This is a genomic window from Micromonospora sp. NBC_01392, from assembly GCF_045040125.1.
Classification (GTDB): domain Bacteria; phylum Actinomycetota; class Actinomycetes; order Mycobacteriales; family Micromonosporaceae; genus Micromonospora.
Genome location: NZ_CP109549.1, coordinates 5057370 through 5083503 on the forward strand (window position 1 = coordinate 5057370; position 26134 = coordinate 5083503).

General features: G+C 73.2%; 19 protein-coding genes, 1 tRNA gene and 2 pseudogenes. 11 read left to right on the forward strand and 11 right to left on the reverse strand.

What is annotated here, in order from left to right; translation table 11 throughout:
* Positions 1-11: 11 nt before the first annotated feature.
* The 9 genes from OG767_RS21610 to OG767_RS21650 all read right to left on the reverse strand — a co-directional run bounded on the left by OG767_RS21610 (position 12) and on the right by OG767_RS21650 (position 11195).
* Positions 12-2522 (reverse strand): hypothetical protein, encoded by a 2511-nt coding sequence (locus tag OG767_RS21610; RefSeq protein ID WP_405090241.1) that lies wholly within the window; start codon positions 2520-2522, stop codon positions 12-14.
* The gene (locus OG767_RS21615) at positions 2519-3208 is read right to left on the reverse strand and encodes an N-acetylmannosamine-6-phosphate 2-epimerase (RefSeq protein WP_405090242.1); all 690 of its coding nucleotides are present in this window, start codon (positions 3206-3208) and stop codon (positions 2519-2521) included. The genes OG767_RS21610 and OG767_RS21615 overlap by 4 nt, the downstream gene beginning before the upstream one ends.
* Complete coding sequence (locus OG767_RS21620) at positions 3205-4875, reverse strand: FAD-dependent oxidoreductase (protein WP_405090243.1); 1671 nt, start codon at positions 4873-4875, stop codon at positions 3205-3207. Before OG767_RS21620 ends, OG767_RS21615 begins: the two co-directional genes overlap by 4 nt.
* Positions 4872-6338 carry a DUF4127 family protein gene (locus tag OG767_RS21625; protein ID WP_405090244.1) on the reverse strand — a complete coding sequence of 489 codons (1467 nt, stop codon included), beginning with the start codon at positions 6336-6338 and terminating at the stop codon, positions 4872-4874. Before OG767_RS21625 ends, OG767_RS21620 begins: the two co-directional genes overlap by 4 nt.
* Complete coding sequence (locus tag OG767_RS21630; RefSeq protein ID WP_405090245.1) at positions 6335-7261, reverse strand: ROK family protein; 927 nt, start codon at positions 7259-7261, stop codon at positions 6335-6337. The genes OG767_RS21625 and OG767_RS21630 overlap by 4 nt, the downstream gene beginning before the upstream one ends.
* A complete protein-coding gene (locus tag OG767_RS21635; protein WP_405090246.1) occupies positions 7258-7989 on the reverse strand; it encodes a GntR family transcriptional regulator in 732 nt (243 codons plus the stop codon). The genes OG767_RS21630 and OG767_RS21635 overlap by 4 nt, the downstream gene beginning before the upstream one ends.
* Positions 7986-8876 carry a carbohydrate ABC transporter permease gene (locus OG767_RS21640; protein ID WP_405094272.1) on the reverse strand — a complete coding sequence of 297 codons (891 nt, stop codon included), beginning with the start codon at positions 8874-8876 and terminating at the stop codon, positions 7986-7988. Before OG767_RS21640 ends, OG767_RS21635 begins: the two co-directional genes overlap by 4 nt.
* Positions 8877-8929: 53 nt before the next feature.
* A complete protein-coding gene (locus OG767_RS21645) occupies positions 8930-9814 on the reverse strand; it encodes a carbohydrate ABC transporter permease (RefSeq protein WP_405090248.1) in 885 nt (294 codons plus the stop codon).
* A 70-nt stretch (positions 9815-9884) separates the two neighbouring features.
* A complete protein-coding gene (locus tag OG767_RS21650; RefSeq protein WP_405090249.1) occupies positions 9885-11195 on the reverse strand; it encodes an ABC transporter substrate-binding protein in 1311 nt (436 codons plus the stop codon).
* Between the two features lie 168 nt (positions 11196-11363).
* On the opposite strand from OG767_RS21650, the gene OG767_RS21655 reads away from it, so the two are divergent.
* The 9 genes and pseudogenes from OG767_RS21655 (at position 11364) to OG767_RS21695 (ending at position 22725) form a co-directional block, all read left to right on the forward strand.
* Entirely contained in the window at positions 11364-13775 is a 2412-nt protein-coding gene (locus tag OG767_RS21655; RefSeq protein WP_405090250.1) for a glycoside hydrolase family 10 protein, read from the forward strand.
* A gap of 189 nt (positions 13776-13964) precedes the next feature.
* Entirely contained in the window at positions 13965-14450 is a 486-nt protein-coding gene (locus OG767_RS21660) for a GNAT family N-acetyltransferase (protein ID WP_405090251.1), read from the forward strand.
* A gap of 280 nt (positions 14451-14730) precedes the next feature.
* The gene (locus OG767_RS21665) at positions 14731-15456 is read left to right on the forward strand and encodes a dienelactone hydrolase family protein (protein ID WP_405090252.1); all 726 of its coding nucleotides are present in this window, start codon (positions 14731-14733) and stop codon (positions 15454-15456) included.
* Positions 15457-15744: 288 nt separating this feature from the next.
* The gene (locus OG767_RS21670; RefSeq protein WP_405090253.1) at positions 15745-16251 is read left to right on the forward strand and encodes a hypothetical protein; all 507 of its coding nucleotides are present in this window, start codon (positions 15745-15747) and stop codon (positions 16249-16251) included.
* Between the two features lie 348 nt (positions 16252-16599).
* Positions 16600-17163: a hypothetical protein gene (locus OG767_RS21675; RefSeq protein ID WP_405090254.1), complete on the forward strand. Its 564-nt coding sequence runs from the start codon at positions 16600-16602 to the stop codon at positions 17161-17163.
* Between the two features lie 371 nt (positions 17164-17534).
* Positions 17535-18758, forward strand: coding sequence for a DUF6236 family protein (locus OG767_RS21680; protein ID WP_405090255.1), 1224 nt, complete (start codon positions 17535-17537; stop codon positions 18756-18758).
* Positions 18759-19054: 296 nt separating this feature from the next.
* On the forward strand, positions 19055-19777 hold the full coding sequence (locus tag OG767_RS21685) for a hypothetical protein (RefSeq protein WP_405090256.1): 723 nt from the start codon (positions 19055-19057) through the stop codon (positions 19775-19777).
* Positions 19770-20700: pseudogene (locus tag OG767_RS21690) on the forward strand (TRM11 family SAM-dependent methyltransferase). Before OG767_RS21685 ends, OG767_RS21690 begins: the two are co-directional and overlap by 8 nt.
* A gap of 279 nt (positions 20701-20979) precedes the next feature.
* The gene (locus OG767_RS21695) at positions 20980-22725 is read left to right on the forward strand and encodes a recombinase family protein (RefSeq protein WP_405090257.1); all 1746 of its coding nucleotides are present in this window, start codon (positions 20980-20982) and stop codon (positions 22723-22725) included.
* On the opposite strand, the gene OG767_RS21700 is transcribed toward OG767_RS21695, so the two are convergent.
* Positions 22707-22790, reverse strand: a tRNA-Leu gene (locus tag OG767_RS21700). The two genes, OG767_RS21695 and OG767_RS21700, sit on opposite strands and share 19 nt — an antisense overlap.
* A gap of 199 nt (positions 22791-22989) precedes the next feature.
* On the opposite strand from OG767_RS21700, the pseudogene OG767_RS21705 reads away from it, so the two are divergent.
* Positions 22990-23163, forward strand: a pseudogene (locus tag OG767_RS21705) (hypothetical protein); the annotation flags it as partial.
* A gap of 1475 nt (positions 23164-24638) precedes the next feature.
* On the opposite strand, the gene OG767_RS21710 reads toward OG767_RS21705, so the two are convergent.
* Complete coding sequence (locus OG767_RS21710) at positions 24639-24773, reverse strand: hypothetical protein (protein WP_405094367.1); 135 nt, start codon at positions 24771-24773, stop codon at positions 24639-24641.
* A gap of 400 nt (positions 24774-25173) precedes the next feature.
* Here OG767_RS21710 and OG767_RS21715 point away from each other — a divergent pair, with 400 nt between their 5' ends.
* A complete protein-coding gene (locus OG767_RS21715; RefSeq protein ID WP_405094273.1) occupies positions 25174-26031 on the forward strand; it encodes a hypothetical protein in 858 nt (285 codons plus the stop codon).
* The last annotated feature ends 103 nt before the right edge of the window (positions 26032-26134 follow it).

The window sequence follows — 26134 nt, forward strand, 5'->3', positions numbered from 1 at the left end:
GTCGGCCGCGCTCACCCGGCGACGCGGAAGCTGCGGGTCGCGAACGCGCCGAGCGCGATCCGGTCGGCCGCCGTCTCCCCGCCCACCGGCTGCTCGGCGAGGTCGCACTCGACCAGTCGGCCGTCGAGCCCGGACACCGTGGCCACCACCTCGACGGCGGTCGGATTCACCAGCCGGAGCACCGCGCCGTCGCCGTCCTCGGCGAGCTTGTACGCCGACACCTGCGCCCCGTTCACCCGCAGCCCGGCCGTCGGCGCCGGCGCCGCCGTACCGGGGCGCAGTTGCCAGGTCCGCAGCGGTGCCCGGCGACGGGCCGCCGCGGCGGCGACCACGGCCTCGGCGTCGTCGAGGCGTACGCCGACGGCGGCGGTGATCCGGCGCCGGCACTGCGCCTCCGGGGTGGGCAGCTGCGGACCGGCGCCGGCGGTGCGGGCGCGCAGGTCGGGTCGGGACAGCCAGCCGACCGCGCGCAGCACCGTGACGGCGAGCGACGGGCGCTCGCCGGCGATGCCCTGGATTTCGGGCAGGCCCGGCGCGAGGACGGCGAGGCCGGGCAGGGTGGCCAGGGAACGGACCGGCGCGACGCCGGCGTCGGCCTCGTGGCCGCGTTCCTCGGGCAGCGGCCCGAGCGGCGCCTTGAGCGGGCGGGTGAGCAGGCTGAAGTGGGTGTCCGCGGTCCAGTCGCTCGCCGGGGCGTCGGTCGGGAAGTGGGCCTGGAGGCGGTGGTCGGCGGCGGCGTTGTCGAACTCCAGCCGCCAGTCCAGCTCCGGCACCCCGGCCCAGAGCGTGGCGGTGACGGTCAGCGGCAGCACCACCCGCTCGGTGGACCGGGCGCTCCGGTCGGCGGTGAGGCCGGCCGGCACGTCGAGGTCGGCGCGGACCACGATGCGGGAGGCCACGGCGGTGTCGTGGACCCACGCCTCGCGCAGCACCGGCGTGACCGTCTCGTCGGCCCGGGGCGGGTCGTAGGTGTAGGTGTCCCCGGCGTCGCCGCAGTCGACCAGGCGGCCCAGGCCGGGCAGGGTCCGGCCGGTGGCCGCGTCGGTCAGCGTGAAGGACGCGTCGTCGGCGACCGTGAGCGTCCAGTCGCCGCGGGTCACGGCGCGGCCCGGGCGGCCGGTCGGCACGGCGTCCGGTTCCCCGGCGGCGACGGTGGCGGTGTAGCCGGTCCAGCCGCCGGCCGGCGGGTCGGCGACGAACGCGATGCGGTGCCGCAGCGTGTCCCGGGTGTCCGGGAGGATGTCCAGGTCGGCGCAGAACAGCGGCGTCGGCTCGGTCTCCCGCAGGTCGTACGGCACCGGCGCGCCGCCGGCGTCGACCAGGCCGGTGAGGGTGTGTCCGGGCGCGGTGTACACGTCCACCTCGACCGGTGCGGTGACCGGTGTGGCGTGCGGGTTGACCACGACCAACGCGGCCGCGTCGGTGACCGGGTCGCCGGCGAGCCGGGTGTCCAGCCCGAGGTCGAGCAGGGCTCGCTCGACCAGGTGCTCGCCGGCCTGCCGGGCGCGGGCGAAGCGCACCTCGTTCTCGCGGTGCACCTCGTCCACCGAGCAGCCGCAGATGGAGTCGTGCGGCGCGTTCTGCAGCAGCTGGTCCCAGGCGTGCCGGAGCAGCCCGACCGCGTCGGCGCGGCCGGCGCGGACGGTCAGCGGCTCGGCCCAGGCCTCCAGCAGGGTCTCGGTGGCGGCGTTGGCCTGCTTGAGATGGAGCCGGGCGGAGAGGGTGCCGGCGAGCACGAAGGTCAGCCAGTCCCCCGGGTAGCGCAACTCACCGGTGACCACCTCACCGGCCGGCACCGTGTCCCGGATCGCGTCGAAGTAGTCGGCCAGGGTGCTCTCCACCGCCGCGCCGTCGGCCAACCCCGCCGGCAGCGGGCGCGGTGCGAGGTGGTCGCCGCCGTTGAGCAGCAGGTACGGCCCGTCGGCGTCCCGGCCGGCCTGCTTGTCCCGGAACGTGGTGAGCCGGTCCGCCGCGGCGGCCGCCTCCCAGAGCACCTCCGGCTCGTAGTAGCCCTGGTTGACCGCGAGCACCTCGGAGCCGTCCGGGGCACGCCAGCGGAACCGGGCCAGATGCGGGGGCGCGCCCCGCCAGACCAGCGCGGTGTCCAGACCGAAGCCGCGCAGCACGCGGGGCAGGTCGGCGGGGTGGCCGAAGGCGTCCGGGCAGTAGCCGACGCCGGCGAGGGTCAGGCCGAGGTCGGCGGCGACCCGGCGGGCGGTGAGCAGGTTGCGGATCAGGCTCTCGCCGGAGACGAGCTGGTTGTCGGCGAGGACGTGCCACGGTCCCACGTGCAGCCGGCCGGCGGCGGCGTGCGCGCGGATCCGGTCGGCGAGGTCGGGGCGTACGGCGAGTGCGTCCAGGGCGGTGACGGTCTGCCCGTCCAGGTGGAACCGGCCCAGCTCGCCCGAGTCGAGCTGGTCGCAGACGCGGGCGACCAGCTCGGCGAGACGGGCGCGGAACGACTCCATCGGCCGGTACCACTCGCGGTCCCAGTGGGTGTGGCTGACGACGTGCACGGTCATGACATCTCCGGGCTGGTGACGAGCGCGGCGGCGAATCGGGCGGTGACCACGGCGGGTCGGGTGATGGCGGTGCCGACGACCACCGCGTGCGCGCCGTGGCGCAGCGCGGCGGCCGCCTCGTCGGGCGTGTTGATCCGGCCCTCGGCGACGACCGGTACCGGCAGCGAGTCCGCGAGCGTGGCGATCAGCGCCAGGTCCGGGTCGTGCGGCACCGCGCCGCCGGTGTAGCCGGAGAGCGTGGTGCCGACCAGGTCGACGCCGGCGGCGACCGCGGCGTGCCCGTCGGCGGCGTCGGCCACGTCGGCCATCACCAGCACCCGCGGGTGACGGTGCCGCAACCCGGTCACCGTCTCGGCGAGCGTCAGCCCGTCCGGGCGGGGCCGGCGGGTGCCGTCGAGCGCGACGATCTGCACGCCGGTGGCGGCGACCGCGTCGGCGTGCGCCAGGGTGGGGGTGATGTAGACGCCGCTGCTGCCGGCCTTGACCAGCCCGATCAGCGGGGTGTCGGGCAGCGCGGCGCGCAGTGCCCGCAGGTCGCGCAGGCCCTGGGCGCGGATCGCGGCGGCCCCGCCGCGCAGCGCGGAGCGGGCCAGCGCCACCATGTGCGCCGGGTCGTCGAGCGGTTCTCCGGGGTCGGCCTGGCAGGAGACGACCAGCCGGCCACGGATCGTGTCGAGCACGGTCATCGGGTGATGTCCTCCACTACGGCGCCGAAGGCGCGATCGGGGTCCGGGTCGGACGGTGCGGCGCCCAGCGCCCGGGCGGCCCGGCGCAGCGCAACCAGGTCCGCCGGCCCGGCGCGACGGTCGGGGTCGACGACCAGGTCGGCGGCTCGTTCCCCCTCCAGCGCCCCGTGGGCGGCGGCCAGGTGCACGGCGGCGAACCGTGGATCCTCCGGCGGCACGTCGGCGACCCAGGCCAGCGGCACGCCGGCGGCGACCAGGTCGCGCTGCACCGCGAGCAGGAACGCCGGGTCGTCGCGGACGGCGTGCACCGGCCGGCGGTCCAGGGCGGCGCGGGCGGCGAGCGCGCCGGCCGCCTCGCCCACGGCCCACTCGCCGTGGTGCACCCGGTACGCGGCGGCGGCGACCTGGGTGGCGCCGAGGTTCTTCGCGGCGGCCAGCAGGTTCACCGCACCGCGTGGGACCAGCGCCGTGGCGGGGATGGCGAACGGCGCCGTCTCCCGGTAGACGGGCTCCGGGTGCCCGGTGCGCTCGTGCAGGTCGACGTGATACCAGGTGACGCCGAGCGAGCCGGGCAGGTGGCGGGCGCGGGCACGCCCGGCGACGGGTGCGAGGTCGTGGCCGGTGACCGGCCGGTCGACCACGATCCGGCGCGACTCGCGCAGGTACGGCGCCTCGGCGAAACCGTCGGGCGTGCCCGCGGCCTCCGGGGCGAGCCGCAGCCCGGGGAAGCCCCGGCCACCGTCCTCCCGGGGCGCCTCGGTGCGTAGCCAGTGCACGAACGCGGCGGTCAGCTCGCGGCCGGCGCGTTCCGCCCCGGCCGGGTCGCCGATCGGGTCGTGTCCGGCGCAGTCGTTGGACGCCCAGTTGAGCACCGCCAACTCCGGCCCGGTGGCGCGCAGCCGCCGGTAGGTCCAGAACGGCGGCCGGCCGTCCGGGCCCTCGGTGAACATCCGGTACCGGTGCGTGCCACCGTCCCATCCGGCGATGTCGAAGGAGAGCCGGTGCCGCAGCTCGGCGTAGCGGGCGGGTGCGGGGCCGGTGAAGTCCGCGCCGGGATGGTGTTCCACCAGGGCGCACCAGGTGAACGACTGCTGGGCGGCGGGGTCGGGCCCGCCGGGAACCGCGTCCGGCTCACCGTGCGCCGCGCGGCCCTCGGAGCCGGTGACGGTGGCGAACCCGGCGAGCGGGGCCAGGTCCCCGCGCTCGGTGGCGTCGCAGAACACGGCGGCGGCCAGCACCGTCCCGTCGCTGAGGGTGACGTCGTGTACGCGGCCGTCCCCGGTCCTGGCGGCGACCACCGGGTGGCCGGTCAGCACCGTCACCTTCGCCTCGGCCAGGGCGGTGTCGAGCACCCGCTGGGCGACGGCCGGTTCGAAGCAGAGCCGGCTCACCCAGCCGCCGCCGGGGTTGGCGGTGCCGCCGTAGTGGGCGCGGACGGCGTCGCGGAACGCCCGGTAGCCGGTCGAGGCGCCGAAGCTCTCGACGTGCGGATGTTCGTCGAGCGCCGGCAGCGCCTGCGTGGTGACCTGGCCGCCGACCCGGGACAGTTCCTCGACGAGGATCACCGTGGCGCCGGCCCGGGCGGCGGCGAGCGCGGCGGCCACTCCGCCGAGGCCGCCGCCGATGACGGCCACGTCCGCGGCCAGGTCCGGTACGGGGCTGTTCACCTGTGGTCCTCCAGGGTGAAGTCGATCTCGTAGGTCCGGTGCCAGGGCAGCGTCACCGAGCCAGGTCGGACCGCGAGGTCCGGGATCGCATCGAGCTGTCGCCACCGTTCGCGGAGCAGGTGCTCGACGCGGCCGGTGACGGCTGCGGTCTCCGCGTCGGGGACGTGGTCGTGCCGGGTCGGGTCGGTGCCGCGTTCGTGGCGCAGCCGCGGCCGGGCGTACGACATCCAGATGTGGTCGTCGACCAGCCGGTGGGCGAGCAGCCGCCGGGCGGCGCGCTCGTCGAGGGTGCCGGTGGCCCGCCCGACCTGGTACGCCACGAGCGTGGCGAGCGCGCTGCCGATGGTGTTGCCGGCGGTGTTCCAGCCGGCGAAGCCGGCCAGCCGGGCGTACGTGCCGTCGGTGGCCAGGTCGGCCACGAGCCGGGGATCGGCTCCGTTGCCGAGCGCGCAGTCGGCGAGGGCCACCGGCCGTCCCTCGGCGAGCAGCCGGCGCACCAGCTCGGCCGTCCGCGCCGCCGGGGCAGGGTCGGTGTCCGGCGGCGGGGCGGTCGCCCAGTCGGCCCGGCCGGGTTGCGGCGGGTGGACCACGAGCACCGCGTCGGCCGCGTCGTCCACGATCGTCGCCCCGGCGGCGGCGGCCTGGCTGGCGATCCCGACCCCGACCGGGACGGGCTCGTAGCGGGCCACCCGGTCCAGCCCGTCGGGATCGGCGCAGGCGACCGCGATCCGGGGCACGTGGCCGGTGGCGGCGGTGAGGGCGCGGGCCACCAGCACGGCGCCGATCTCGTCGGCGCCGGGGTGGGCGAGCACCCGGTCGGTGATCTCCAGCCAGGTGGTCCAGGTGCGCAGCCACTGCCACTCGGCGGTGCCGACCGCGGCGACGGCGGTGTCGTCGGCGCCGACGACGAGCGTGTCCAGCACGCCGTCGGCGGCGAGCCCGAGCGCGGCCTGGTTGAGCACGTGGTTGCGCTGGCGGCGGCGCAGGAAGTCCCGGCGGATCGGCGCCGGCACGTCGGTGGTGGGCAGCCGCGACGCGCCGATGTCGTGGTGCAGCGCGGCCGAGTACGCGTGCAGCGCCCGGCCGTGACGGGCCCAGTAGTCGGGTTCCTCGCCCGCGTCGTCGGCGTCGGGCGTGCGTTGCACGACGGTGGCGGCGTACACCGGGGTGGGGCCTTCGGCCAGCGCGGCCCATCGGCCGAGCACGGCCGCGACCGGGTCGTCGCGCAACCGGGAGGCGATCAGGCCGCCGAGGCCGAGCGTCTCCAGCGCGACCACGGCGGCGTCGGCGCGGCGGCCGGCGAGCCAGCCGGCCAGCCGGTCGGGGTCGCCGGGTCGCCGCTGCGCGGGCAGCAGCTCGGCCGGCGGGGTGTGCACCCGGGCGCCGGCGACGGCGGCGACCTGGCCCGGCAGGGTGCGGCAGACCGGCCGGTCGTCGAGCGGCACCAGCGCGATGTCGATCATCGGGTCGCCGCCGCGGCAGGGGTCGGCAGGTCGAGCGCGCGCCGGGCGGCCTCGGCGGCGCCGACGAGCGCGGCGTCCGCCCCGAGCGCGGCCGGGACCAGCGGCACCGCGCCGAGCACCGGCATGCAGGCGGCGGCGAAGGCCGGGCCGGCGGCGGCGAGCAGCTCGGGCACGGCGGCGCCGCCGCCGACGACGATCCGGTCCGGGTCGAGCGTGTTGGCCAGGCCGGCGAGGGCGGTGCCGAGCGCCGCGCCCGCGTCGGACAGGACGGTGCGCGCGTCGTGGTCGCCGGCGCGGGCCCGCCGCACCACCTCGGGCAGGTCGACCGGGTCGCCGGTGCGCTCGGCGTAGCGGGCGGCGACAGCGGGGCCGGCGGCCACCGCCTCCACGTGCCCGGCGGCGCCACACGGGCAGGGGCGTCCGACGGCCTGCGGCACCGGCACGTGGCCGAGGTGCCCGGCGGCGCCGCGGCGGCCGGTGAGCAGGGTGCCGGCGGCGTGCACGCCACCGCCGATCCCGGTGCCGACGGCCACCCCGATCACGGTGGGCAGGCCGCGGCCGGCGCCGTGCACAGCCTCGCCGAGGGTGAAGGCCTGCACGTCGTTGAGGACCGCGCCGGGCAGGCCGAGGCGGTGCCGCAGCGCGCCGGGCACGTCCACCCGGGACCAGTCGCTGATCGAGGTGGTAGCGGCGGTGAGCAGGCCGGTCGCCGGGTCGACCAGACCGGGCGCGCCGACGCCGACCGCCACCGGGTCGGCGCCGAGCGCGCGGACCAGGGCGGCGGCGTGGTCGAGGACGACGGCGGCGCCGTCGCGCGCCGGCGTGGGGGCCTGGGTACGGGCCAGGACGGCGCCGCCGCGCACCAGCGCGGCGGCGGTCTTGGTGCCGCCGATGTCGAGGGCGGCCAGGAGCGGGGCGGTCACGGCGTCCTTCGGGTCACGGTGATGCGGAAGTCGTAGCGGTCGGCGCGGTAGATGCTCTCGGCGCGCTCGACGGCGACGCCGGTGTCGGCGAAGGTCGTCCGGTCCACCCGCAACGCCGGTGAGTAGGGCGCCACACCGAGCAGCGCGGCCTGGTCGGCGTCGACCACGGTCGCGGAGATCACCTGGTCGGCGTGGTCGGGCCGGACGCCACGCTCGGCCAGCACCTCGTAGAGGGACCCGCTGACCAGGCCGGCGTCGAGGTCACCGACCCGTTCGGTGGGCAGCCACACCTCCTCGACGCACATCGGCAGCCCGTCGGCGAGCCGGAGCCGGCGGACGTGGGCGACCTGCGCGCCGGGAGACAGCGACAGCTCACGAGCCACCGCCACACCGGCCGGGACGACGGTGAGGTCGAGCAGTCGCGAGTCGGGGCTGAGCCGGCGGCTGCGCATGTCCTCGCTGAACGAGGTGAGGGCCAGCGACTTGGAGATGGTGGCCGGGTCGGCCACGAACGTGCCCGCGCCCTGGGCGCGGTAGACCAGGCCCTCCTCCTCCAGCCGACCGACGGCCTGCCGGACGGTGGCCCGGCTGACCCCGAACCGGGTGACGAGTTCCCGTTCGCTGGGCAGCGGGTCGTGCGGTCGCAGCGCCGCGCCGATCTCGGCGCGCAGCGCGGTGTAGAGCGCCTCGTGCTTGAAGGCGGTCTTGTTGCCGCTGACGGCGGTCACCCCTTCACCCCTCCCTCTCCGATGCCGCGGAAGAACATCCGCTGCAGGGCGAAGAAGACGGCGAGCAGCGGAATGACTGCGATCATCGTGCCAGCGGCGACCACCCGTTGGTCGTTGGTGAACGTGCCGGAGAGGTACTGCAGCCCGACGGTGAGCGTGAAGTTGTCCGGGTTCTTCAGCACGATCAGCGGCCAGAGGAAGTCGTCCCAGGCGAACAGGAAGCTGAACACGCCGACCACCGCCAGCGAGCCGCGCACGCTGGGCAGCGCGACGCGCCAGAACCGGGCCCACTCCCCCGCGCCGTCGATGGCCGCGGCCTCCTCGGTCTCCTTCGGCAGCGCGAGGAAGGCGGTCCGCATGACCAGGATGGACAGTCCGGAGACCGCGCCGGGCAGCAGCACGCCGAGCAGGGTGTCGACCAGGCCGAGGCTGCGGACGGTCAGGAAGACGTTCACCATGATCACCTCGAACGGCACGACGAGCGAGGCGAGCACGGCGGCGAAGACGGCGCCCCGGCCCCGGAAGCGCATCCGCGCCAGCGCGTAACCGGCCATCGCGCCGAGCAGGCAGTTGGTGAGCACGCTGGCGACCGCGACGATCGCCGAGTTCCCGATGTAGCGCCACACCGGGATGACGTCGGCGACCTTGCCGAAGTTGCCGAGCGTCGGTTCGGCCGGCAACAGGGTGGTGTCCGGTCCGTAGATCGGCTCGCCGGTGCCCTTGAGCGCGGTGGAGAGCTGCCACAGGAACGGGCCGACCAGCAGCGCGGTCATGGCCAGCAGCAGCAGGTAGCGCAGGGCCGGTCCGGCGATGCGACCGACGCCGGCACGTCGCCGGGCCGCGCGGACCGCCGGCTCGGCCTCGCTCCGCTCGGTGCGCTCGCTCATGCCGTACCGGCCGGGCACGCGCTCGCGGCCCTCGCTCCGCTCGGTGCGCTCGCTCATGCCTCGTTCCTCTCGCCTCGGCGGCGCAGCACGAGCGCCAGGACGGAGAGGCCGAGGGTGCCGACGAAGAGCGTCAGGCTCATCGCCGAGGCGTACCCGATCTCGCCGTCGACGCCGAGGCCGACCTCGCGGATGTAGTAGACGATCGACTTGGCCTGGCCGCCCGGTCCGGCGGTGCCGGAGGACAGCACGTAGATCTCGGCGAACACCTTCGTCGCGGAGATCGCGGCCAGCGTCCCGACCAGCAGCATGGTGGGGCGGACGGTGGGCACGGTGACCGACCGGAACCGCCGGACCGCGCCGGCGCCGTCGACGCGGGCGGCCTCGTAGAGTTCGTTCGGCACGTTGGACAGGGCCGCCAGGTAGATGACCATGTAGTAGCCGAGGCCCTTCCAGACGGTCACCAGCATGCAGGAGAACAGCAGCAGGGTGGAGTCGGTGAGGAACGGCAACGGCTCGGCGATCACCCGCAGCTTGACCAGTACGGCGTTGACCAGGCCGTCGGAGGAGAGCAGCCAGCTCCAGATCAAGCCGACCACGACCATCGAGGCGATGACCGGGGTGTAGAACACCGCCCGGAACGCGCCGATGCCGGGCAGCTTCGCGTGCACCAACTGGGCCAGCAGCAGCGGGAGAAGCACCAGGCACGGTACGACGACGACCAGGTAGAGGGCGGTGTTGCCAAGCGCCCGGAAGAACTCGGTGTCGTCGGCGAGGCGGGTGAAGTTGTCCAGCCCGGTGAACTGCCCGCCGCCGAGCGCCTGCGCGTCGGTGAACGCCAGCACGCCCGTGTTGGCGAGCGGTCCCCAGGTCATCAGCGCGGTGACGAGCAGCGCCGGGGTGAGGAAGAGCCAGGGCACGTACCAGCGACGGCCGATCACGTCGGTGAGCTCCTGTCGTGGGAGGGGTGGTGGCGCCGCCCGGCGGGGGCCGGGCGGCGCCGGGCGGCGGTCAGCGGGCGAGCAGCTTGTTGGCCTCGTCCACGGCCTGGTCCAGGGCGGCCTTCGGGTCGAGGTCGCCCTTGACGGCGAGCTGGACCTTCCCGATCACCGCCGCCTTGGTGCGGTCGTCCCACTGCACCGGGGTCAGGTTCTCGGCCTTGGCGATCTGCTCGGCGGAGATCTTGCGGGCCGGCGAGGTCGGGTCGGCGGGGTCCACCTGGGTGAAGTACGGGTCCTTGAGCGAGTCCGCGGTGGACGGCAGGATCGTCACGATCTTGGCGAAGGCGAGCTGGTTCTGCGCGTTGCTGACGAACTTCGCGAACTCCAGGGCGGTCGCCGGGTTCTTGCTCTTCTTCGGCACCAGCAGGCCCATCACCGACATGTTCGTGGTGCCGTCGGCGCTGGCGATCTGGGGGGCGACGGCGGTGGCCTTGGCGACGGCGGGGGCGTTCTGGCCGACCACCTTGAGGAAGTTGGGCCCGGAGGGGAACAGCGCGACCCGCCCGGCGGAGTACGCCTCGGTCTCCTTGGCGTGGTCCTGGGTCAGCCAGTCCGGTGCGATGGCCTTGCTGGTGTAGAGGTCGCGGACCCGGGTCACGTACTGCACGGCCTCCGGGGTGTTGAACGTCCACTTGGTGGCGTCGTCGTTGAGCAGCGGCACGCCGAGCTTCGCCAGGTTGGGCACGAAGCTGTTCTCCAGTGCCGGGTGCCAGCCGTAGAAGCGGCCCTTGCCGGCGGCGGAGAGCTTCTCGGCCTGGGTGAGCAACTCGTCGACGGTCTTCGGCGGGGCGGCGTCGGGCATCCCGGCCTGGGCGAAGAGGTCCTTGTTGTACATGGTGACCTCGCTGGTGAGGTACCACGGCAGGCCGTACGAGCCGGCCTGGCCGGGGACCTTGAAGGCATCCCACGCGCCGGGCACGAAGGTGCTCTTCACGTCGCCGGCGTTGGTCTCCATGTCCACGAAGACGCCCTGCTTCTCCAGCTTCTGGGCGAAGTTGGGGTTCAGGTTGACCACGTCGGGCAGCGTGCCGGCCTGCGCGTCGTTGGTGATCTTCTCCTGCGCGCCCTGGAACGGCAGGTCGACCCACTTGACGGTGGTCCCCGGGTGCTGGGTCTGGAAGTCGGAGATCAGGCCGTTGATGTAGTCGTCGAAGGTGGGCTTGAGCGCGAGGGTGGCGAAGGTGATCTCGCCCTTCACCTCGCCGCTGATCTTGTCGCTGGAGCCGGCTGAGCCGGAGTCGTCGCCGCTGGACAGGCCGCAGCCGCTGAGGAAGAGGGCGGCGGCCAACGCGGCCGCTGCGAAGGCGCGGGTACGCCTCATGAGGGTCCTCCATGCAAGGGGGGTGAAGTGGTACGGACCAGTTCGCCAGAGCTTGGCCGATGATCGCCGCCAGGTCAAGCCTCAGCTCGACTTTTGTGCCGCACGTCCGGAATCGACCTCGACGAGAGCCCTTGACTTGTCCGTACCAGTGCGCCAACGATGGGCCGTATGCCATCCCCCACATCCCTGCGACGGACCGCCGTCTCCGCGGCCGCCGGCGTGGTCCTGCTCGGCCTGCTGGCGGCTCCCGCCGCCGCCCAGCGCGCGCCCGCCGCCGACCCCGGCCTGCCCACCGTCGCCGCCGCCGACGCCGCCACCGCCACCATCGACGCCATCGACCCGTCCTCGCGGGCCGCCGGCATCCTCGCCCTCTACACCCCGGACTCCGGCGCCGAGACCAAGACCAACGCGTTCGGCGGCGAAGCGGTGCTGCGCGCCGCCGGCGGCGGGGCGTACGAGGTGCTGAGCGTCTGCACCGTCCTCGACTCCTGCCCGAAGCCCGGCAACAACGCCATCCCGGCCGACGGGGTGGTGCTCTCCGCGTCCCCACCCGAGACCGGCGGCGTCGACGACCGCCGGTGGCTGCGTGACCACCTGCGCGCCGGCGACCGGGTGCAGCTGCGCAACCTGCTGATCCGGCGCGCCGCCGCCACGCTCGACGCCACCGACCCGACCGCCGCCACGAACCCCGCCGGGGTGGACCCGGCCAAGGGCGAGTGCTTCCCCGGCTGCCGGGGCGCCGAGCAGCTCGTCGCCTACACGCCCGCCGCCGGCCGGGACCGCACCGGCACCAACGACTACGGCTTCGAGGTCGCCGTCCGCGACGGGCGGGTCGTCTCCCGGCAGGGCGGCGACAGCGCCATCCCGGCCGGCGGGTTCGTGCTCTCCGGGCACGGCTCGCGCGGCTCCTGGCTGGAGGGCAACGCCCCGCTCGGCGCGAAGGTCACCGTCGACAGCGCCACCGTCACGGTCGACGTCGACGCGCAGAGCTTCCTGCTCGGCGCCGAGCGGGCGGTGACCGCCGCCCGCGCCGGAAAGACCGCCGCGGTGGCAAGCTGCCTCGACATCGACCCGGCCGCCGTGGACGCCGCCCTCACCGAGGCCACCGACCTGCTGGCCCGGGCCCGCTCCGCGGCCGACGGCGAGCCGGAACGGGCCGCGGAACTGGCCCGCGACGCCACCCGCCGCGCCGACGTGGCCGGCTACCGCACCCGGGAGTCCCGGCCCGTCGAGGGCCGTGGCCTGTGGGTACGCCCCATCGAGACCAGCCCGGAGCAGATCCGCGCCTCGCTGGACCGGATCTCCGCCGCCGGCTTCAACATGGTGTTCCTGGAGACGGTCTGGGGCGGATACACGATCTACCCGAGCGCGGTGGCCGAGCGGGCCGGCATGCCGGCGCAGCGACCCGAGATGCGGGGCTTCGACCCGCTGAAGGTCTGGGTCGACGAGGCGCACGCCCGGGGCATCGAGTTGCACGCCTGGACCCACACCTTCTTCGTGGGCGTGGAGAGCGGTGGCGGCCCGGTGCTGACGGCCCACCCCGAGTGGGCCGCGGTGGAACGCGAGGACGTCGGCAAGGCCGGGCCCCAGCCCTCCCGGATGGAGCCGGGCTACTACTGGATGGACGCGGCGATGCCCGCCGTGCGCGCCCACGTGCTGGCCACCTTCGAGGAGATCCTGCGCGGCTACGCCGTCGACGGGTTGCACCTGGACTACATCCGCTACCCGGTCTCCCTGCCCTACGGGGCGGACTTCTCCTACTCCGCGTACAGCCGCGGGACGTTCGCCGCGGAGCACGGCGTCGACCCGTACACCCTGACGCCCGACTCGCCACAGTGGCCCACCTGGAACGCCTGGCGGGAGAAGCAGATCACCACCTTCGTCGACCAGGTCCGCACCATGCAGCGGCGGGTCGCCGCCGACCGGCAGCTCTCCGCCGCCGTCTTCGCCGACCCGACCGACGGCCTGGCCAAGAAGTTCCAGAACTGGGGCGCCTGGGTCGACGCCGGCACCCTGGACTTCCTCACCGGCATGTCGTTCGGCACCTCGGCCGAGTCCGTCGGCCACGACACCGCCGTCATGCGCGAGCGGGTCGGTGACGTGCCGCTCTACACCGCGACCTACGGGCCGCTGCGGGGCACGTCACCGGACCTGATGCTGGACCAGGTGCAGGCGGTGAACGACGCCGACTCCGACGGTGCGGCGCTGTTCGCCTACAACCAGCTCAACGCCCGCCAGCAGGAGGCGCTGCGCGAAGGTACGTTCCGGACCCGCTCGGTGGTCCCGCACGCCGACTACCGGCACGCCGCCCGCGCCGGCGTCGCCGCCCTGCGCGCGACGGTGAAGCGGGCCACGGCCTGTGCGCCGACGAGGACCACCGCCGACGTCCGGGCCCGGCTCGCGGTGGCCGAACGGCTGCTGGCCGACGGGATGCCCGCCCCGGCGGCCGACGCCGCGGCGAAGCAGCTGGCGAAGGCGGCCGCCGCGGCAGCCCGCTGGGGCGACACCGTGCACCCCGAGCTGATCCGCCGCACCACCCGCGACCTGCGGATGTACAGCCGATGGGCCAACCTGGCCTGACTGTGGGGCTGACGGTGGCGGGGCGCGTCCGGTACCGGACGCGCCCCGCCACTCGTGGTCCACGTCGTAGCCGCGACGCTCATCCACCGGGCGCCGCCCGAAGCATCCTGGTGGCGACCGAGGCCGCCGAACTGGCCGGACGTGTCGCGGTGGCCGATGAGGAAGACGCCCGTCGGCCACACTTGTCGGGTGACGACGACGATCGTGCCAATAACCTCCGCCCACCCGGCGCTCGATCAGGTAACTGCCCTCTTCGACGACTACCGGGTGCACTACGGCCAACCGTCATCTCCCGAGACGACCCGCTCCTGGCTGCACGACCAGCTCGCGCAGCAACGGATCTTCGCTGCTGCTGCCCTCCGAGCCGATGACGTGTGCGGCTTCGTCACGGCCACGATCATGCCCGCCTCGCTGGCGCTGGGCAGCGCATGGTCGATCCGCGACCTCTACGTGGCCCCGCACCATCGCCGTAGCGGTATCGCGAACGCCCTCCTGCAGCACATCATCCACCACGCGCGCACTGCGGGCGCGCGACGCGTGTCACTGCAAACCGAGACCGACAACGTTCCGGCTTTGACGCTCTACACCGATGCCGGCTTCCAGCCCGTCACCGGCCTGGAACTACTCAACCTCAACCTCCACCCCACCTCGCACGATCCAGGCGACACAACCTGAGGCCGCGGACCACAGTCCGGGGAGCGGCCCGGTTCCACGGGCTGAGGCGGTCGGGCCGCGCCGCGTGTTCGAGGCTGCCGATCCGCAGTCGACCGGGTGATCGAGACGGGTCGGGTAAGGAGTGACGGGCGCGCTCGTCTTCCGTACCCGAAGGTCCGCCCCCGGCGGCGCGCTCAGCCGAGCCGCTGACGGATGGTTCCGGAGCACGCCGGGGACCGGCCTTCTCCCAGCGGCAGAACGCCGGCCCCACCGGGCTCGGCGCGCACTACAGTCCAGGCTCATGACGACGGCGACCACGCGCGAGGTCAGATACGCGGCCGACGGCCTGACGATGATCGGGCACCTCGCGCTCCCGGCCGGCGCCGACCGCCGGCCCGCGGTCCTGATCGGCCCCGAGGGGGTGGGGCTCAGCGACGTCGAGCGCGGCCGAGCCGACACGCTCGCCGAACTGGGATACGTGGCGCTGGCCTTCGACCTCCACGGCGGACGCTATCTGGGCGACCCCGAGGAGATGCTGGCCCGTTGCATGCCACTGCTCGCCGACCCCGACCGGATGCGGGGCATCGGCCACGCGGCGCTCGACGTGCTCCGCGCCGAACCGCGGACCGACCCCGACCAGATCGCCGCCGTCGGCTACGGCACCGGGGGCGCGATCGCGCTGGAACTCGGGCGCGACGGCGTCAACCTGCGCGCGATCGGGACCGTCAACGCGCTGACCACCGGTCGACCGGGCGAGACGGCGCGCATCCGCTGCCCGGTCTGGGCCGGGGTCGGGTCGGAAGACCCGATCATGCCGCCCGCGCAACGGGACGCATTCACCGCCGAGATGCAGGCCGCAGGCGTCGACTGGCGCCTCGTGGTCTACGGCGGCGCCTTGCACGCCTTCCACCACCCACCGGTCGACCACACCGTGCTTCCCGGCGTCGGCTACCACCCACGGCACGCGCAGCGGGCTTGGCGTGACGTCGTCGACCTGCTCGCCGAGTGCCTGCCCACGACGGGGTGATCGCCCGGGTGTGGCACCACGCCAACCTGCTGACCCTGGCCTACCAGTTGGGATTCTCCCCCGCCGGCGCCGAGCGCCGCCCTGCCGTGCCAGTTCGAGGGGGCCCGCCGCTGGCGCTCGCTACAGCCGGGCGGGGAACGACGCTTCCACTCCCAGCTCCGCGACAACGGCGCCATCGCCTGCCACCGAGGACGCCCGACGTGCGCCAGCGCCTCAGGACGTCCGACCCGCGGGGGCCGCCGCGTTGCGCGCGACACGGGTCAGGAGGCGGGGCTGACCGTCGACCGGATGTCGGCGGGTGCGGCGGCGATGACGCGTGGCGACAGCAGCACCGGCAGGGGCAACGGCGGACGGCAGAACAACCACTTCGAAAATCTGGAGAATCCGGCACCTGACGAGGGACTTATTCACGGCATATATCTGTCCCACGGCGCCTCGAACAACCTGATCAGCAACAATGCATTCCGGTGGATCAGCGGCGGCCCGATGCGGGTGCGCAACGATTCCAATGGCAACCTCGTCCGGGAGAACCTCTTCACCCGCACCAGCGTCGACCCGGTCGGGTTCTTCTCGGAATGGTCATGTAGCCAGTCCTGCGCAACCACGTACAATCAGCCGGCCGAATGTGGAAGCCACGGCAACGTCTTCGAGTACAACACCCTCTACGACGGTTATGACGGCAAGTGGCTGCCGAGCTGGCACCGCACGCCCGCCGGTGCCGACTACGTCGGGCCCGCCGGGTGCAGCAACGACGGCGAACCGTGGTTGGAGACCCGAAGCAACGTCAGGCCCTGACCGCCGGTTGGTTCCGCGAGGTGATCGGCTGCCGCTCACGATGGAGCTGCCCGTGGATGAAGGTCGCCGCGTCGATCCCTGTGTCGGCTCCGGCTGAAAACTTCAGCCGGCGTTGACAGGCCGGAAGTCGGACGGCAGTGACTGCCTTGGCCTGTCGCCCTGCCGGCGGTCGCGTGCAGGAGGCGACCGCCGTTGCTCCTTGGCTCCGGTGCCAGCGGGCACACAACGGATACGACGACCGAGGCACCAGCAGAACCCCGCGGGGGCGGGCAGCGCTGCCCGTATGCGCGTTGTAGCGTGCGCTGTCATGACGTCAACGTCGGTGCTCGGTCCCAGGCGGGGGCCCCTGTGACACGTCGTCGACGGCTCCTCGTCGCCGCGGCGCTGGCCGTCGCGTTGTGCGCCGCGTATCTGTCAGCCACCACCGGCCATCGCCTCGATCATGGCAGCTCCTGGTGGCATGGAGCTGATGCGGAGTCCCGCACGGAGGGGCCGACGACGGAGGTGCGGTTCGCCTTCAATCCCGGGGGCCAGGTCACGTTCGGCGCGTCCATCCGCAATCCCGGGCCGTGGCCGGTGACGATCACCGGCGTCGCGGGCGAGGGCGGTCCGGGTAATCGGCATGTGTTCAAGATTGCGCGCCTGGCGGTAAACCCTGCCGACGAGGCCACCGCCGTCGTCTTCGACCCGGCTGCGGCGGCACCGTTCCGCTCGATCAGGATCGCCGCAGGCACGGAGTTGCCGGTCTTCGTCACGATCACGATCCCGGACGTGGAGATGGCCCCGGGATCAGGGCTCTTCTTCGATGACCTCTCGGTCGACTACGAAGTACTCGGCCTGCGTCGTCACCAGCGGGTGCCGATGGGATTCCGCTTGTTGGTCCAGTCTGCAAGCGGCCATGTCCCACGCTGACCCCCGACGGTCATAAGCGGCCGTGGTATCAGCATAAGATCGAAGCTACGCGTTCGGTGACTGCGCTCTGGCCCGATGCCGCCACAGGGCGACGGCGACCCATCTAGCGACGAGGGACATCAGCATCGCACCGGCCGCGAGCCACCAACGGCCCGACCACTGCGCAGATGCAGGTGCTGCTGTGACCGGTGCCCGGCACGCCGTCCGCGGCATGAGAGCGAGTCGTCCAGGGGCTCGCCACTCTGTCGCAAACCTGATGAGTGCACAGTAAGCAAGTTGCTTGTCTCCCTCCCGGGAGACGTAGTAGATCTTGTTCCGGTAGTTCCCTTCTTGGAGGTGTCGTGTCGGGATCCGCAGCGCGTCTGCCCCAGATGGCCGTCTACTATCCGTACATTCACTTCCGCGACGTCCGTTGGTTAAAGGTGGCGGCGTTGTACTGGCCGCGTATGGTGCGGGTCGTTCATCCGGATTACCCGACCCGCAACTCCGCCCTGGTCCAAGCGCTGCAGGATGAGCTTGGATTCGTAGTGGATCACTCGCCGACTCCGGCGGCGCAGGCGGTGGTCGGACCGTTCTCCCGGTTCGTCGACACCCTTCCCGCCAAGCGACATGAGGCCTGGCGGATACCCTCGCAGCTTGCCGCCCCGGATCCGAGCGAGTTCTCCGCACCTCAACCGCTCTCGTTGCACGGCACCGAGCCTGGCTGCATCCCCGACCTGGAACACTATGGACCGGCGCAGTGGGCGCATCCGCAGCGACTTGTCGAACGGATCCAGTCTGGAGCACTGGCCGGCGTGCACTCCAGCGAGGTGCTGCCCAACCTAGCCGAGGACCTGATACATGCGGGCCTAGCAGTACCGGCTCGCGGTGACTGGTACGCCATGCACCCGGAACTAGCCTGGATCTACAAGTGTCGACTGATCGAGGAACTAGCCCGGCGAAACAACCTCGCCACTACCACTGACCAACTGGCCGCCCACGCCATCGTCTCCGGTCCACTCACCTTCACACCAGCCGATGACGCCAACCCAGCGGGCACCGACCGGCCGGGCATCTCCGAGACGTTCGGCATGCTGTGCGTTACCGCAGTCACGCCGAGCGACCTCGACCACGTCCCGATAGAAAAGATCATCGAGGTTCGACGTCGCTTCGGCGGACAGTTCGATCGGTGGCGCGAATACATCGACACAGTCGGATCTGATTTGGCCGATCAATTGCGGGATGTCGAGTCGCCAACCATCCTCGCCGCGTACCTGTCTGACGCGGTGTCCCGCTACGCCAAGGCACCCGTGGACGAACTCCGCCGGGGTCTCACGGACGTCGGGATCGAGACGGCCACCCTCGCGATGAACAATAAGTTCGAACTGCCCGCCGGGCTGGCGGCCACCGGCATGCTCGCCCAGCCCCAGCTGGCCCTCGCCAGCGGCGTTGCGCTCGGTGCACTAAGCCTGCGCCGGGCCACGCGAGCAAAGGCGAAGGCGGCTTGGGCCGCCCCAGCCGCCTACCTACTCAGCGTCCAGGAAACGCTAACCCCGAAAACGTGGCTGTCCAGGGTAATCACCGCAGCAAGACGAGCCGCCGGGCTATCGCATTGACCAGCGACAGACGCTGCAACCTGACCGCAGGCCCGAAACCGGTCCGCTGACTGTAGCGCCAAAGGCCCACCGGCTAAGCCCGCCCAGCCGTTCGGCCGCTACGCACTGGCGCCTGTACGACGACAGCTGGTTTCTCGACGGCTCGGACCTGCGCGTTCAACCCGTTGAAGATCTTGTTCAACCCGGCGGCGTCGAGCAAGGTACCCGGCTGGGCAGAGGGCACGCTTTCCAATCCGAGGCCTGGATTTGTAATCCCCTAGTGTCAGCGCTCGTCGGCGGACGTGGCCCACGCGCCCATGCCGAAGTCCCACTCCACTCCCCCCGGTGACCAGCCTCCGCCGGTACCGGTCGGGCTGCTCCTTCCCCACAGCCGCTTTCCCCGCGCGCCTCGAACCGGAGTGCCGCACTGGCACGGGCTATCCCCGAGCCACCTCGCCTACCTCATTTGCCGCTACACCCACGTGGGCGGTGTGGTGCTCGATCTGGACGCGCACCCCGTCGCCATCGCGGCGACCGCCTACCTGCGCCGAGTGCCGGCCCAGCTGATCACCGGTCGCCACGGCTCACGCTTACGGATCCTGCCGCCTGACCCTCAACACGGGGTACGCCGAGCGGAGCTTCGGCCCGGTGCAGGTGTCGACCTGATCCTGGCGAGCCTGCCCGAAGAGGCACAGCCCTTTACTTACGACAGTGCGGCCATGGCAATGACCGCCTGGCGGCCACTGCTGCGTCCTGGTGGGTTCCTGCTCGTCGGGCTCACCAGCGGCCCGGCTCGGCCGGGCGATTTTAGCCACCGCACGACGGTCATCGCCGCCGCCCGCGCTGTCGGGCTCTTCTACCACCAGCACATCCCCGCGGTCCTCGTCCCGCTGCCCGAGCACGAGCCGCGCACTGCCCCGGAGCTACCAGACGAAGCCGACGAGGACCGGCGCCTGCTCGACGGCCGTCATCTCCCGGCGTTCCGGGACTTGCTCGTGTTCGGCACCACCGCCACCGGTGAGGAGGGCACCCGTGCCTAAGCCTCGTCCGCCGTTCCACAATGCCGAACCCCACAACTCCGAGCCGTCGTGCTCTGGCGCGTCTGAGCTGGCGGCTCTGCTCGCCGAGGGCTATCTCGGTTCGGTCTGGCTTACCGGTCAGATCGCGTCGCGTGACCTGCGGCGCGGCCGGTACACCCCGGAGTCGTTGGCCCATCCCGGCAAGATGCTGCCCACCATCCCCCCGGTACGCCATCCGCACCTACACCAACCCCGGCGACGTCGTGTTCGACCCCATGGCTGGTATCGGCACCACCGTCGTCGAGGCCATGCACCTCGGCCGCCACGGCGTCGGCGTCGAGTACGAAGCCGAATGGGTCGCTATGGCGGCGGACAACATCCGCCGCACGGTGCAGGCCGGGGCGCCGGGCCGGGGCGAGATCTACCACGGTGACTCGACCGCACTGCCGACCCTGCTGCCGGCAAGCCTGCACGGCCAGGTCTCCCTCGTGATCACCTCACCGCCCTACGGATCGTCCACCCACGGCCACGTCCGTACCCCTGGCCCGAGACGCGGCAGAGTCCGCAAGGTCCACCACAAGTACGGCGGCGGGGACAACCTCGCCTACCGCAGCCACGGCCAACTCGCCGACGGGTTCACCGCGATCCTCGCCGGCTGCCGCACGCTGCTGCGGCCCGACGGACACGTCGTCGTCACTGCCCGGCCCTACCGCCGCCACGGCGAACTCATCGACATCCCCGGCATGGTCGCCGCCGCCGGCATCAACGCCGGCCTCGAACTGGTCGAGGAGTGCATCGCCCTCATCTGCGGCGTCCGCAACGGTGTGATCATCCCCCGCGCCTCGTTCTTTCAGCAGAAGAACATCCGAGACGCGATCGCCACCGGCGATCCGCAGTGGCTCGTCCAGCACGAAGACGTGGTGATCATGAGGGCTTCCTCATGAGCGACCGCCCGCCCGGGAAGCCGGCTACGCCACCCGGGGCAAGACCAGCGCCGACCATCGAATTCCGTACCGACCCGGAGCTGACCGACGCGGTGGCCCGCGCGCTGCTTACGTTGCTGCAACGCTCGTCCGCCAGCAGTCGCCAGGGGCCGGTCGAGTCCACGGAAGCTTGATCTCTTCATCCCCGTATGGGTGGATCTGGTCGATGGCGCGTCCGGCGCTACCCAACCCCGGATGGTCAGCGGATGCGCACCCCTCAACACCCGGAAGGCACGTTCTGTGACCGTCGACGTACCCCGAATCGAAGAAACTGCCGCTACCTTGCTCGCCGGCCATGCACACCGGCGGTTCGCCTTCTACGGCCGCGTCTCCACCGAGGATCAGCAGGACCCCGTAGCGTCGAGGAACTGGCAGCGCACACGCGCTACCGGCCTCATCGAACCGGCTAGCGGCATCATCGTCGCCGAGTTCTTCGACATCGGTCTGTCCCGCTCCCTGCCATGGAAGCGGCGGCCCCAAGCGGCCAGGCTGCTCGACGCCCTTGCCGACCCGAACCGCGGCTTCGACGCCGTCGTGATCGGCGAGCCCCAGCGCGCGTTCTACGGCAACCAGTACAGCCTGACCATGCCGGTCTTCTCGCACTACGGCGTCGGCCTGTGGGTGCCAGAGGTGGGTGGCGCGATCGATCCCGAGTCCGAAGCGCATGACCTGATCATGAGCGTGTTCGGCGGCATGTCCAAGGGCGAACGCACCCGGGTGAAGGTCCGCGTCCGCACGGCGATGACCTCCCAGGCCAAGATCGAAGGCCGCTTCCTAGGCGGGCGCCCACCCTACGGATACCGCCTCGCCGACGCCGGACCGCACCCGAACCCGGGCAAGGCCGCCGACGGCCGCCGCCTGCACAAGCTCGAACCCGACCCGGCCACCGCGTCCGTTGTACGCCGAATCTTCGCCATGTACCTCGCCAACAACGGCTACTTCGCCATCGCCGAGGCCCTCACCCACGACGGCATCCCGTCACCATCAGCCGCCGACCCCGCCCGCAACCCCCACCGCACCGGCGAAGGCTGGGCCAAGAGCGCCGTCAAGAACATCCTGTCCAACCCCCGCTACACCGGCCGGCAAGTGTGGAACAAACAGCGCAAGGACGAGGTACTCCTCGACGTCAACGACGTCGCCCTCGGCTACGAAACCCGGATGCGCTGGAACGACAAGACCTCGTGGGTGTGGTCCGACGCGATCGCGCATCCGCCGCTCGTCACCGTCAACGACTTCGAGCTTGTTCAGACGATCATGGCGGCCAGCGGTCGGGGCCGCACCGGCACCCGGCAACGAAAGACGCGCCGCCCCTACATCCTTCGCGGTCTCATGCTCTGCGGACTGTGCGGACGCAAGATGCAAAGCCACCAGGCACATGAGACCGCCTACTACCGGTGCCGCTACCCCAACGAATACGCCCTGGCCAACCATGTCCAGCACCCCCGCAACGTCTACGTCGCGGAACGAGACATCGTCCCCGCGCTCGACAACTGGCTGCTCAAAATGTTCGCCCCGCATCGGCTGACCGAAACGATCCGCCAACTGCACGCCGCTCAACCCGACGCCGGCCCCGGCAGCATCGCACCAGAGATCACCGCCGCAAACAAGATCATTGCCGGATGCGACGCCAAGCTCACCCAGTACCGCGCCATCGCAGACGCCGGAGGCGACCCGGCCACCGTCGCCGGCTGGATGGCCGAGGTCAACGCCCAACGCGCCGCCGCCCTCACCCAACGCAATGCGGCAACGACAGCACAAGCGCAGACTCCCCGTCGCCTCACCGAGGACGACATCCGACGCCTCATCGGCAGCTTCGACGACCTCCGGACCACCCTGCGCTACGCCCGCAGCGAGGACAAGAGCACCGTCTACCGCGAGCTACGGCTCGCTCTCACCTACAACCCCGGTGAAAACAAAATCAGCGTCGAGGCTATGCCTGACGCTGATTACTGTGGGGTAACTGTACGTGTCCGAGGGGGGACTTGAACCCCCACGCCCTATACGGGCACTAGCACCTCAAGCTAGCGCGTCTGCCATTCCGCCACCCGGACCTGCTCGTCCAGCCTACCTGGTCGGCCGCGGTGACGTTCACACCGGTTCGGCCGGCCCCGAGGGCCGCACGGGGCATTACTGTACACGGGTCGAAACGATCATGCACATCACCTCCGGCGCCGCACGTCTTCGCAGGTCAACGCCGCCCACGGTCGGGCGGGTAGCGCGCAACCGGCGATTCCGGGCAGCATTGCTCACGTGTCCCACCCCTCCCCGCTGACCGCCGCGCAGCACCAGGCCCTCGCGCTCCGCGCCGCGGGAGACCTGACCGGCGCCCGTCGCCTGCTCGACGACGCGATCGCCGCGGCCCGACCGGCGTACGGCGAGGACCACCAGGACGTGCTGGCCACCGGCCATCTGCTGGCCCGACTGCACCGGGAGGCCGACGACCCGGCCGCCGCCCGTCGCGTCCTCGAAGAGGCGTACGCCGCCGGTGAGCGCCGTCGCGGCGACGCCGACCCGCTGATGCTCGCGCTCAGCTTCGACCTCGCGGGGGTCGCGGAGGAGCTGGGCAACCGGCACGAGGCCCGCCGCAACTACGGCCGCGTGGCCACCGCCGGGCCCGCCGTGCTCGGTCCGGACCACCCCGCGGTACGCACGGCGCGCCACTACCTCGGCGGCTCCGCCGCCGCTCCCGCCGGTTCCGGTCCACTCCCCGGCGGCTCCGCCGCCGCTGCCGGCGGGCACCCCGATCCGGCGTTGGCCGGGCCCACCGTGTCGCTGCCGGCGGTCGCGCCGACGCAGCCGTCCCGGGCGACCGCGCCGCCCTCCACCGTCCCCGCACCGCCTGGTGTCACGCCCGTGCCCGGCGCCGAATGGGCGCCACAACCAGCCCCGGGGTTCCGGGCGCCCGGGGCCTCGTCCGGCGCCGGAGCGCACCCTGTTCCACCCCCGCCCCCGTCACCCCGGTCCGCCCCGGGGCCGGCCCCGCTGCCGCCGCCGGTGGTCCCGTCCCCGCTCCCGCGCACCGGGGCTGACCGGCCGGCGAGCCCCTGGGCGCCCCCGCCACCCCGACCGGGCCTCTCGGCCACGCCGGCTCCGCCGGAAGCCGGCCCGGAGACCGTGCCCTCTCCGTCCGACGCCGACGGCCCGCCGGCCCCACCGAGCCACGGAGCGCCGCCGCCGATCCCGACGCCCAACGGGGTGCCACCGATCCCCGCGGCGCACGGGGCACCGCCGATCCCGACGACCCACGGGTCTCCACCGATCCCGACGACCCACGGCGCACCGCCGGTCCCGACGCCCCGTGGAGCGCCACCGATCCCGCCGCCCCACGGCGTATCGCCGGTCCCATCGGGCCACGGGACTCCACCGATCCCCGCGGGCCACGGGACTCCACCGATCCCGGCGAGCCATCGGGTGACGCCGGTACCGCCCGCTCCCGGCGTGACGCCGGTACCGCCCCGGGCACCGGTCGCCCCGCTTCCGCCTCTCGATCCGGCGGCGTCGACCACCGGCGCCGTCGCGCTACCACCGCCGCCGGTCGTCCCCCCGCCTCGCCGGCCGTCGCCGCGCTCCCCCTGGGCGAGCACCGGGGCGCTTCCGGATGCCGCCGTCCCGCCGCCGGCGCCGGCAACGGGGGCTGATGCGACACCGACGTCTCCGTCCACCCTGGCACGCGTCACCGGGCAGGAACGCGAGGCCGGCACACCCGTACCGCCGACGCCACGGGTCCCGGAGCCCGGGCCCGGTTCGCCGGCCCTCGGCACCACGTCGGCGGGGACACCCGCCACGTCGTCGTCGACCACCGCGCCGGCACACCGGCCCGACGAGCCGGCCGGGGCGGCGGCGGACGGACCCGGATCCGGGCCACTGACGCCCGGCCCGGGCTGGGACAAGCCGACCGTTCAGGTGCGGCAGATCGGCCCGTTGCTGCGCGAGGAGGCGGAGCGGCGGGCCGCCGCCATGCCCTCGGCCGACACCGTCCCGACGAGCGCGCAGCCGGCCGCCCCGCGTTCCGTCGACGGGGCGCCGGCGAGCACCCACCTCCCGGCGAGCTCGCAACCGACGAGCGGGGCGCCGGGCGGACACCTGCCGGACGGACCGCCGTCGGACGGACCGCCGTCGGTTGCGGGTTCGCCGAGCGCACATCGGCCGGAGACGGCCCCGGTGAGCGGCCCACCAACGCGCCCACCCGCGCCCCGTGCACTCCCGGAGAGCGGTCCGGCCGCGCCGGCACGTCCGGCCGCCGGAGCGGTGGCACCGGGGTACTCGCCGGTCCCGCCGGGCAGTGAGGCGTTCGTGCACACCGGCGGCGGGTCACCGACCCGACCCGTGAGCGGACCGCCCGGCCACCCGGTGAGCGGACCGCCGGAATATCCGGTCAGCGGCATACCCGTGAGCGCCACGCCCGTGAGCGCCACGCCCGTGAGCGGCCTACCCGTGAGCGGCACGCCCATCAGCGGCATGCCCGTCAGCGCCGCACCCGTGAGCGGCACGCCGGCGCCCCCGTGGGGGATGACCGCGCCGCCCTGGAGCAGCGTGGCACCGTCCCAGCCGGTTGCCGGGCCCGACCCCGAACCGGCGCCGGACACCGTCGACGCCCCCGAGGCGGGACCGAACGTCGTCGAGGAGCAGCGCGGTGCCGTCGCGGAGCACCGGAGCACGGACCGGCACGACCGGGACGTCGACGGCGATGCGCCGGACCGGGGGTGGCCGCTGCCGGTCAACGACGGGCTGCCGGACTTCCCGGAGGCGGAGCGGCCGGACCCGGCGGCGTACCCGGAACAGGGTTCCTGGCCGGCGGTGCCGCCGGCGTTCCACCAGCCGGCCGCGTACCCGGTGGCGGTGGAGCCCGAGTCGCGCGGCCGGAACCGGACGGTGCCGGCCCTGGTGGTCGGCGGCGCGGTGCTCGCGCTGGTGGCGGTGGTCGCCGGGGGCGCGGTGTGGCTGAACCGGGACGCGGCGCCGCCCGCTCCCGCGCCCGGCGCGGTCAAGCCGAAGGTGACCGGCCCGCCCCCGGGTGACCTGCGGCTGCGGGACGACACCACCACGATCACGGTGACCTGGACCGACCCGACGGACGGCGGGGTGCCGTTCGTGGTGGCCGGCGGTCGGGCCGGGCAGAAGCTCGGCGTGATGGCCACCGTGGACGCCGGGCAGACCCGGTACACCGTGAACGGGTTGAGCGCCCGGCTGGACTACTGCTTCACGGTGCTGGCGGTCTACTCGACCGACTCGTACGCCACGTCGGGTCAGGTGTGCACGGACCGGGAGGGCACCGGCGCCACGCCGAACTGACCGGCCACCGGGGACACGCTCGGTGTCCACAGGAGGACGGTGCGGGTTTCACCTGCCCCGGCCGGCCCCTATGATGGCTCCGGCTCTGGGGAGGGTCGGCCGG

Excerpts from the sequence above, each read along its gene's own strand:
- OG767_RS21610 (WP_405090241.1), bottom strand. The coding sequence starts at position 2,522 with ATGACCGTGCACGTCGTCAGCCACACCCACTGGGACCGCGAGTGGTAC.
- OG767_RS21615 (WP_405090242.1), bottom strand. The coding sequence starts at position 3,208 with ATGACCGTGCTCGACACGATCCGTGGCCGGCTGGTCGTCTCCTGCCAG.
- OG767_RS21625 (WP_405090244.1), bottom strand. The coding sequence starts at position 6,338 with ATGATCGACATCGCGCTGGTGCCGCTCGACGACCGGCCGGTCTGCCGC.
- OG767_RS21640 (WP_405094272.1), bottom strand. The coding sequence starts at position 8,876 with ATGAGCGAGCGCACCGAGCGGAGCGAGGCCGAGCCGGCGGTCCGCGCG.
- OG767_RS21650 (WP_405090249.1), bottom strand. The coding sequence starts at position 11,195 with ATGAGGCGTACCCGCGCCTTCGCAGCGGCCGCGTTGGCCGCCGCCCTC.
- OG767_RS21655 (WP_405090250.1), top strand. The coding sequence starts at position 11,364 with ATGCCATCCCCCACATCCCTGCGACGGACCGCCGTCTCCGCGGCCGCC.
- OG767_RS21665 (WP_405090252.1), top strand. The coding sequence starts at position 14,731 with ATGACGACGGCGACCACGCGCGAGGTCAGATACGCGGCCGACGGCCTG.
- OG767_RS21670 (WP_405090253.1), top strand. The coding sequence starts at position 15,745 with ATGTCGGCGGGTGCGGCGGCGATGACGCGTGGCGACAGCAGCACCGGC.
- OG767_RS21680 (WP_405090255.1), top strand. The coding sequence starts at position 17,535 with ATGGCCGTCTACTATCCGTACATTCACTTCCGCGACGTCCGTTGGTTA.
- OG767_RS21685 (WP_405090256.1), top strand. The coding sequence starts at position 19,055 with ATGCCGAAGTCCCACTCCACTCCCCCCGGTGACCAGCCTCCGCCGGTA.